The organism is Variovorax sp. YR750, assembly GCF_900109805.1.
Lineage (GTDB): Bacteria > Pseudomonadota > Gammaproteobacteria > Burkholderiales > Burkholderiaceae_C > Variovorax > Variovorax gossypii.
The window spans coordinates 1-8660 of sequence record NZ_FOBJ01000039.1 but is presented as its reverse complement, the minus strand read 5'-3'; the positions used below and the strand labels follow the sequence as shown (position 1 = coordinate 8660).

At 64.3% G+C, this 8660-nt stretch carries 4 protein-coding genes and 1 pseudogene; all 5 read left to right on the top strand.

Features of this window, described 5'->3' with window-relative positions; genetic code table 11:
* On the top strand, positions 1 to 503 hold a 503-nt coding region (locus tag BMY35_RS38515; RefSeq protein ID WP_177213806.1), incomplete at its 5' end, for a KS-MAT linker domain-containing protein.
* A pseudogene (locus BMY35_RS39030) lies at positions 500 to 1417 on the top strand (acyltransferase domain-containing protein); the annotation flags it as partial. The gene BMY35_RS38515 and the pseudogene BMY35_RS39030, both read left to right, overlap by 4 nt.
* Before the next feature lie 210 nt (positions 1418 to 1627).
* On the top strand, positions 1628 to 2644 hold the full coding sequence (locus BMY35_RS39025; protein WP_256230739.1) for an NADP-dependent oxidoreductase: 1017 nt from the start codon (positions 1628 to 1630) through the stop codon (positions 2642 to 2644).
* 96 nt (positions 2645 to 2740) lie between these two features.
* Complete coding sequence (locus BMY35_RS37320) at positions 2741 to 4135, top strand: PfaD family polyunsaturated fatty acid/polyketide biosynthesis protein (protein WP_371287242.1); 1395 nt, start codon at positions 2741 to 2743, stop codon at positions 4133 to 4135.
* Positions 4136 to 4239: 104 nt separating this feature from the next.
* A partial coding sequence (locus BMY35_RS37315) for a GNAT family N-acetyltransferase (protein WP_143080845.1) occupies positions 4240 to 8660 on the top strand: 4421 nt, incomplete at its 3' end.

Below are 8660 nucleotides of genomic sequence, written 5' to 3'. Positions count from 1 at the left end.
AGCGCCAGGGGTGCACGGACGAGGATCTTGCGGACATTGCGTACACGCTGCAGGTGGGGCGTGAGGCGATGGAGGTGAGGCTGGCGTGCGTGGTGAGCACGCTGGAGGAGCTCAAGGCCAAGCTGGCGCAGTACCTGGCGGAAGCGAAGGACATCGACGGGCTCTACAGGGGCACCGCCCGGCGCGACAAGGACGGGCTGGCTACCGACGAAGAACGCCAGGCAATGATCGAAGAGTGCGCGGCATCAGGCAGATCGCATCGGCTCGTCGAGTTGTGGACGAAGGGCATGGAGGTCGATTGGAGGCAGTTGTGCCGCGAGGCGGCACCGAGGCGCATCAGCCTGCCAAGCTATCCGTTCGCCAGGGAACGGTATTGGGTGCCGCCGGTGCGGCAAGTGCCTTCCCTCCAGGCGAAGGACGTCGGCAAGCCACTGCATCCGCTCCTGCATCGCAACACCTCCAAACCGGCCGAGCGTCAGCTCCCGGAAGGGCTCTACAAATGAATCTCGGCTTCCCATCCGGCACTGCGATTGCCGAAAAGACTCATCGGCGAGACGAGCGGGCAGACATCCCGAACGAGGATAAGCCTATCGTCTTCCTGTTCTCGGGCCAAGGGTCACAGTACTACCACATGGGTCTGGACCTCTACGAGTCCGACGCACGGTTTCGCCATCACCTCGATGCGCTGGAGGAAATGGCCCGCGACCTTTGTGGCCAATCGATCCTCGCGCTGATCCGTGATGCGCGCAGGACGCCGTCCGATCCTTTCACGGACGTGCCGACCTCAAGCGTGGCCATCTATCTCGTGGAACGTGCGCTGACCCGATGCTTGGCCGACCACGGCATCGAGCCGGCGATGTGCGTTGGTTCGAGCATGGGCCTGTACGCCTCGTTCACGGCGGCCGGATGCCTCTCGGAGGAAGAGGCGTTGAGATTCGTGTTCGAGCAAGGTCGGGCCTTCGCGGAGACATGCGAGCCTGGCGGCATGATCGCCGTCCTCGGTGATCCCGCGATTTATCGGAGTGAGCCCGAGTTGCAGCGCGTCGCCGATCTCGCCGGCATCAACTTTGACAAGGCCTTCGTCGTCTCCGCCCGGGCCGGCGATCTTCCGGTGCTTTTCGCATTGTTGAAGTCCCTGAAACTGGCCCATCAGGAACTACCGGTCGCGCGACCATTCCACTCGCGCTGGATCGAGCCCGCGAAGGCGCGATTCGAGGCGCTCTCTGTGCCGTTCGTCGGACGTCGTCCCAGGATTGCGGTGGCGTGTTGCACGAAGCAGGACTTCGTCGATCGCATTGAGGTCTCGGGCTTCTGGAGCACCGTCAGGAATCCGATCATGTTCCGCGAAACCGTCCAGCGGCTCGAAGCGTCAGGACCCTGTCGCTATGTGGACGTCGGCCCTTCCGGAACGATGGCCACGATGCTGAAGTACGTTCTGCCGCCGGGCAGCGGATCGGAACACCGGTCCATCCTGAGCCCATTCGGCCCCGGCGCGAAGAGACTCGCCGATCTGATTGTGGCCCTGCGTGCAACCCGAAGCGCATCCAGTCCAGCGCAGCGCGCAGAGGTCTCGAAACCTTCCGGTGGCGCGCACAGCAGCGCCTCTATCCAGAATCCGGGTCATTCCATGCCCACAATCAACCGCCAGATCCTGCTTGTCTCGCGCCCGAGCGGAGCGCCGAGCGCAGACAACTTCAAGCTGGTAGAGACCCCTCTTGGGCCATTGAGGGATCGCGAGGTGCTGGTGCACAACCATTTCCTCAGCCTCGATCCCTACATGCGCGGTCGCATGAGCGATGCCAAGAGCTACGCCGAGCCGCAGCCGCTCGACCAAGTGATGCTCGGAGCCACCGCAGGCGAAGTCCTCGAGTCGAGGCATCCGCTTTTCAAGGTCGGGGACAAGGTGATGGGCATGGGGGGCTGGCAGGAGTTCGCGACCATCGACGCGGATCAGCGCGGCGCTCTGCAGAAGGTCGACGCCACGCGCCTGCCGCTGTCGGCCTACCTTGGTGCCGTGGGCATGCCGGGGGTCGCGGCCTGGTACGGCCTTGTCAGGATCATCGCTCCCATTGCTGGCGAGACGGTGGTCGTGAGCTCTGCGGCCGGGCTCGTGGGCGGCGTGGTGGGGCAGCTCGCAAAGGCACGCGGCTGCCGCGTTGTGGGCATCGCTGGCGGACCCGAGAAATGCCGCTCAGTCGTTGAGGAGCTGGGCTTCGACGCATGTGTCGACCATCGCCGATACCCCGACCTCAAGTCGATGAGTGGTGCGCTGGAAGCCGCGTGCCCGAACGGTATCGACGGCTATTTCGAGAACGTCGGCGGCATGCTCTTGGATGCCGTGATGCTGTGCGCGAACAACCTCGCGCGCATCGCGCTGTGCGGAATGATCGCCGGCTACAACGGCGAGCCGACACCGATGGCGCAGCCGCAACTGATGCTCACCAAGCGGATGAAGGCCCAAGGCTTCATCGTCATCGAGCACGTGGAAGCGTGGCCGGAGGCGCTGAAGGAACTTGGTGCCATGGTGGCCGCCGGCAAGCTGAAGTACCGCGAGACGATCACGCAAGGCATCCAGAACGCGCCGGACGCGTTCTTCGACATGCTCCAGGGCAAGCGCCATGGCAAGCATCTCGTGAAGTTCTGAAGGGGCGGAGCGTCTGCCGAATCCAAATAGAAGAGAGTGACCATGTCGATTGCAAAGCAGGAAACTTCCGTCCCATCGTTCGAGCGAGGCGGCCCGCTGGGTCTCCCTGGAAGGAGCCTTCGCGATGTCTCCCTCCGCCTAGACCCTGGGTCTCTCGGCAGTGCATCCTTCCGAAGGGAGTACAAGCTCAAGTACGCGTATTGCGCGGGCTCCATGTACAAGGGCGTCGGCTCGAAAGAGTTGGTCGTCGCCATGGGGCGGCGCGGAATGATGGGCTTCTTGGGCACCGGCGGACTTCGGCCTGAACAGGTCGAGGAGTCGATCCGCTACATCAAGGCTGCGCTGTCCGAGGGGCAGTCGTACGGGATGAACCTCTTGGCGGACCCGATGCGCCCAGATCAGGAAGACCGTGTCGTCGACCTGTACCTTCGGGAGCAAATCCGCACGGTGGAGGCGTCCGCGTTCATGCAAGTCTCGCAAAGTCTTGTGCGATACCGGCTCTCGGGGCTCACACGCAATCCAGCCGGAGATGTCGAGATCCAGAACCGGATCATCGCGAAGGTCTCTCGCCCGGAAGTCGCGACCGTCTTCATGCAGCCGGCGCCGACGCAGATCGTTGAGAAGCTGGTGGCCGCAGGGCAGCTCACGCCGCAGGAAGCGGAACTGGGCCGAAAGATTCCGCTGGCCCACGATATCTGCGTGGAGGCGGACTCGGGCGGTCATACCGACCAAGGTGTCGCCTACGCGCTGATGCCCGCCATGATCGCGCTGCGAAATCGGATTATGACCGAGCATGCATACCGCGAACCGATTCGCATCGGTGCGGCTGGCGGGATCGGGACGCCGGACGCGGCGGCCGCGGCCTTTGTCCTCGGCGCTGACTTCATCGTGACCGGCTCGATCAACCAATGCACGGTGGAAGCCGGCACCAGCGATGCGGTCAAGGACCTGTTGCAGCAGATCAACGTGCAGGACACGACGTATGCGCCGGCGGGCGACATGTTCGAGATGGGGGCCCGGGTCCAGGTCCTGAAGAAAGGGCTCCTGTTTCCAGTGCGGGCCAACAAGCTCTACGAGATCTATCAACGCTTCGGCTCGCTGGATGAGATCGACGAGAAGACGCGGACGCAGATTCAGGAGAAGTACTTCAAGCGGACATTCGACGAGGTCTGGCGCGAGGTCAAGGAACACTACGCCGGAGCGCACCCTGCCGCATTGGCTGCCGCCGAACGCAGCGCCAAGCAGAAGATGGCGCTCGTCTTTCGCTGGTACTTCGTTCACACCACGCGCCTGGCGCTGTCGGGCAGTCCTCTGGTGTCCGACTACCAGGTTCATTGCGGACCGGCCTTGGGGGCATTCAACCAGTGGGTCCTCGGGACCGGGATGGAGGACTGGCGCCAGCGGCGGGTTGCTGACATCGCCGAAGCCATCATGGAAGGGGCGGCCGAGGTGCTGGCGTCCCGCATGGCCAACATCCTCCACATGAGCTGACGATCGCCGCGGTCCGTATCGGATCCGCAAAGCGGCCTCGTGCATTGCCGGCCTCGCGAGTCGACGGCCGAATATCAGAGAAGACAATTTCAGGAAGAAATTAGATGCTGGATTTCGTCAATGGACTCGCCAATGGCTGGGTCGCCGCGCCGGTGGTTCGCGCTTTCGCGCAACGGGAAATCTTCGCCCTGCTTTCACGGAGACCGATGTCTCTCGAAGAGCTGGTGCAGCATTGCCGCGGAAACGCCGGGCATCTGCATGCAGGGCTTCGGCTGCTGGACGAACTGGGCTGGGTGGACGTGACCCCCGTGGGTCTCTACACGGCGAGCGCAGAGGCCGTAGCTGCCGCGGCCCTGTATGACGAACTCGACGCATTGCTCCCGTTCGGGCTGACCCCCGCACCACTGCATGCCGCGGTGGCAACGCTGCCTGCTTGGCTGGCGCGCTGCTGCGTCGATTGGACGGGGGCGCATCCGATGATGGTGCCGCTGCTGGACGGGGCCGCGCTGGCGCCACTTCTGGCGCAGTTGTACGACCTGGGTGAGCAAAAGCTCGAGAGGCCACAGGAGACGGACGACACTTTGGCCGCCGCGTGGCGCGCGGTGCACGCCTTGTTTGAGCATCGCGGCTGGGGACGCACGACAGCGGCGGGTTTCGAGCTCCATCCGGTCGGCCGAAGTTTGCTGTCAAGCACCGGCGCGCTGGGTACTGTGGTGTCTTATGCCGCAATGTTCCGCTGCATGGACGACTTGTTGTTCGGTCATGCGCAAGCGGTGTTCGACGCCGACGCCCAGGGACATGAAAGCCACATCGATCGCACGCTCAACGTTACCGCCAGCGGAGTTCAGCACCAGAGCCATTTTGCCGAGCTGGACGCGTTGATCGTCAGCATGTTCGACAGAACGCCATTGGAGGCGCAGCCGCGGTACGTGGCCGACATGGGCTGCGGGGACGGGAGTTTGCTGCGGCGGATCTATCGCGTGGTCTGCGAACAGACTCGCCGCGGGCAGGCACTGCAGACCCACCCGCTGACGATGATCGGTATCGACTACAACGCGCTGGCGTTGCATGCCACTGCACGCACGTTGGCGGACGTGCCGCATTGCCTCGTGCAAGGCGACATTGCCGATCCGCAGCGCTTGGTGGTGGATCTGGCTGCACAAGGCATTCTTGACACCGAGCGCATTCTGCACGTGCGCACTTTCCTTGATCACGACCGGCCCTTTGTGCCGGTGAAAGACGAAGCCGCTGCCCAGCGGCGTCAGGGACAGGAGTACAGCGGGGTCTACGTAGCGCGTGATGGCGGCGAAGTCAAGGCGACGCATGCGGTGCAGTCCCTGGTCGAGCATCTGCGGCGCTGGCATGCTGTGGTTGCCGGGTTCGGGCTGGTCATGCTCGAAGTTCATTGTCTGCGTCCGCAAATGGTGCGACGTTTGCAGAACCAAACCGAGAGCGCGCACTTCGATGCGTATCACGCCTTCTCGGGACAGCAGTTGGTCGAGGCGCCGGTGTTTCTGATGGCCGCTGCCGAGGCCGGCTTGTTTCCGGAAGTCGGTGTGTCACGCTGCATTCCCAAGACAGCGGACTTCACCCGCATTTCCCTGCATCGGCTGACATCGAAGCCGTACATCGTGCGTCACCCCACTTGGGAGGATCTGCCAACGCTGAAGCAACTTGACTGCGCGAGCCAGCCTGAAGCTCTTCGCACTGCGTCAGCGGAACTCGAGCGGCGCGTGCAGGACCATCCGCTAGGTCAGATGGTGTTGGAGGTTGAAGGGCAGATCGTTGCGGCGCTGTACTCGCAGCGTATCGAGTCGATCGGCGCATTGCGTGGTTGCGGGCATCGAGAGCTGCCATCCCTGCATCGGCCAGAGGGGCGATGTGTGCAACTGTTGGGCTTGTACGTGATGCCGCAGATGCAGGGGCGTGGCTATGGCGATGCGCTCATCGACCTGATGCTGACGTACTGCACGGCGCAAGAGAGTGTGGATGTGGTGGTGGGCGTGACGCGGTGCATGAATTTCGCGCAGCACAAGGCGGCCTGTGACATCGGCAGCTATGTCCATCGACGCGATGAGCAAGGTCAATGGCAAGACCCGATGCTGCATTTCCACACGTCGCATGGTGCGCTGATCCGGGAAGTGTTGCCGCAATTTCGGCCGGAGGACATCGACAACGATGGCGCCGGAGTCTTGATCGAATACAGGTTGCGGGGTGAGAGCCTGGCCGGTTTCGAGGTGCAAGAATCCAATGGCGGCGGGCCTGCGATGACAAGCCGGCAGATCGAAATGCAGGTGCGCGGCCTGGTGCTCCAAGTGCTGGGGCGCGAGGGCGCAGCGGCGTACGGCGAGCACGTGCCGTTGATGGAGATGGGCCTGGGATCGCTTGAACTGCTGGAGTTGCGCCGTCTGCTGGGCAACTGCATGAGCGAGTCGTTGCCGTCGACGTTCCTGTTCAGCTACGGAACGCCCGCGGCGATCGTTGAGTACTTTGCCGGCCAGGTGGAAAGCTCGCCGCCGGCGTCCTCACCGCTGCCCACTTCGCGCGCTGGGCAGGAGGCGGAGCCCTTGCGCGAGGCCTCACCGCCAGAGGAAACGGCGGAATCGGCTGTCGCGATCGTGGGCATGGCCTGCCGAATGCCCGGTGGCGGGCGCACTCCCGAACTGTTCTGGCAACGCCTCGTTGAAGGACGAGATGCGATCGGCACTGTGCCCGCGGATCGCCCCCCACTTCGCTGGCAGGGCGCCTTCGTCGATGACGTCAATTGCTTCGACGCCGCGTTCTTCCGTATTTCTCCGCGCGAGGCGCAATTGCTGGATCCCCAGCAGCGCCTGCTGCTGGAGGTCGCGTGGGAGACACTGGAGTCGGCCGCGATCGCGCCCGCGGCGCTGCGCGGCAAGCGCATTGGTTCCTTCGTCGGCATCATGGGCAACGACTATGAGTCCCTGATCGTGAGTCAGGGCTCGGATGCCGACATCAACGCGCAGTTTGCGACGGGCAACGCGTGCTCGGTCGCGACCGGTCGATTGGCGTACTTCTTCGATTGGCAGGGGCCGGCGATCAGCGTCGACACGGCTTGCAGTTCCTCGCTGGTGGCGGTGCACACGGCGTGCCGCAGCCTGCTGGGCGGGGAGTGCGATGCGGCGCTGGCCGCCGGGGTGAACCTGCTGCTGGACGAAAAGCGCTTCATCGCGTTCGAGAACGCGGGCATGTTGTCGCCGGACGGCCGCTGCAAGACCTTCGATGCTTCGGCGAACGGTTACGTGCGCGGCGAAGGCTGCGGGGCGGTGCTGCTCAAACGGTTGGCCGATGCGCAGGCCGATGGCGACCGCATCCTTGCCGTGATCCGGGGAAGTGCGATTAACCAGGATGGCAGCAGCAGCGGCCTGACCGCACCGAACCAGCGGGCGCAACAGGCAGTGATCGAAACCGCGTTGGCCCGATCGGGTCTGGCGCCGCACGAGATCAGCTATTTGGAGGCGCACGGCACCGGAACCAAGCTGGGCGATCCTATCGAGGTGCAGGCCGCTTCCCAGGCCTTGTGCGAGGGGCGCGCGAAAGACGCGCCGCTGCTGATCGGCTCAGCCAAGAGTGTCATTGGCCATCTGGAGGCCGCGGCGGGCATCGCGGGCCTGATCAAAACCGTGCAGGCCATCGAGCACGGCGTGATTCCGCCGCAGCTGCATTTCGCTAAGCCGAATCCCCACATCCCCTGGGATCGTCTGCCTGTACAGGTGGTCGGCCGGTCGCAGGCCTGGCCTGTGGGGCCAAAGCGAGCGGGCATCAGCTCCTTCGGCTTCAGTGGCACCAATGCGCACGTGATTGTCGAGGAGTACCGGCAGCCGGTGCGAGACGTCGTGCAGGCGAGAGGGCCGGTGGTGGTGGTGCTGTCGGCCCGGCGCGAGGAGCGGCTTCGCGAGGCGGTGCAGCGGCTGCTGGCGCATGTGGAGCGGCCGGGCTGCACGGACGTGGATCTGGCCGATATCGCCTACACACTGCAGGTGGGGCGCGAGGCGATGAAGATACGGCTGGCGTGCGTGGTGAGCACGCTCGCGCAATTGAAGGCAAGGCTGCGTCGCTACCTGGCGGGTGAGAAAAACGTCGACGGCCTTCATCAAGGCGAGGTCAAGCGCGAGAAGGCGGATCTGCTTGCGCGGTCGAACGAGCACGGTGCCGTCGGTGTGTGGCCGTCCGAGAGCATGCTGAACGGACTTGCCGAACGGTGGGTGCAAGGGGGGGCGTTTGACGGCATCCGGCTTTATGGCGGTGCGACCCCCCGACGGATCGACCTACCGACTTACCCGTTTGCCCGTGAACGCCACTGGGTGCCTCTGGCACAGGGGGCTGCGGTCGCGAGGAGCCCTGCCACTGAACGACTGCATCCGCTCGTGCACCGCAACACCTCGAGCCTGGCCGAGCAGCGCTTCAGCTCGGTGTTCACGGGGGAGGAGTTCTTCCTTGCGGACCACGTGGTGAAGGGGCAGCGGGTGCTGCCCGGGGTTGCGTACCTGGAGCTTGCGCGCGC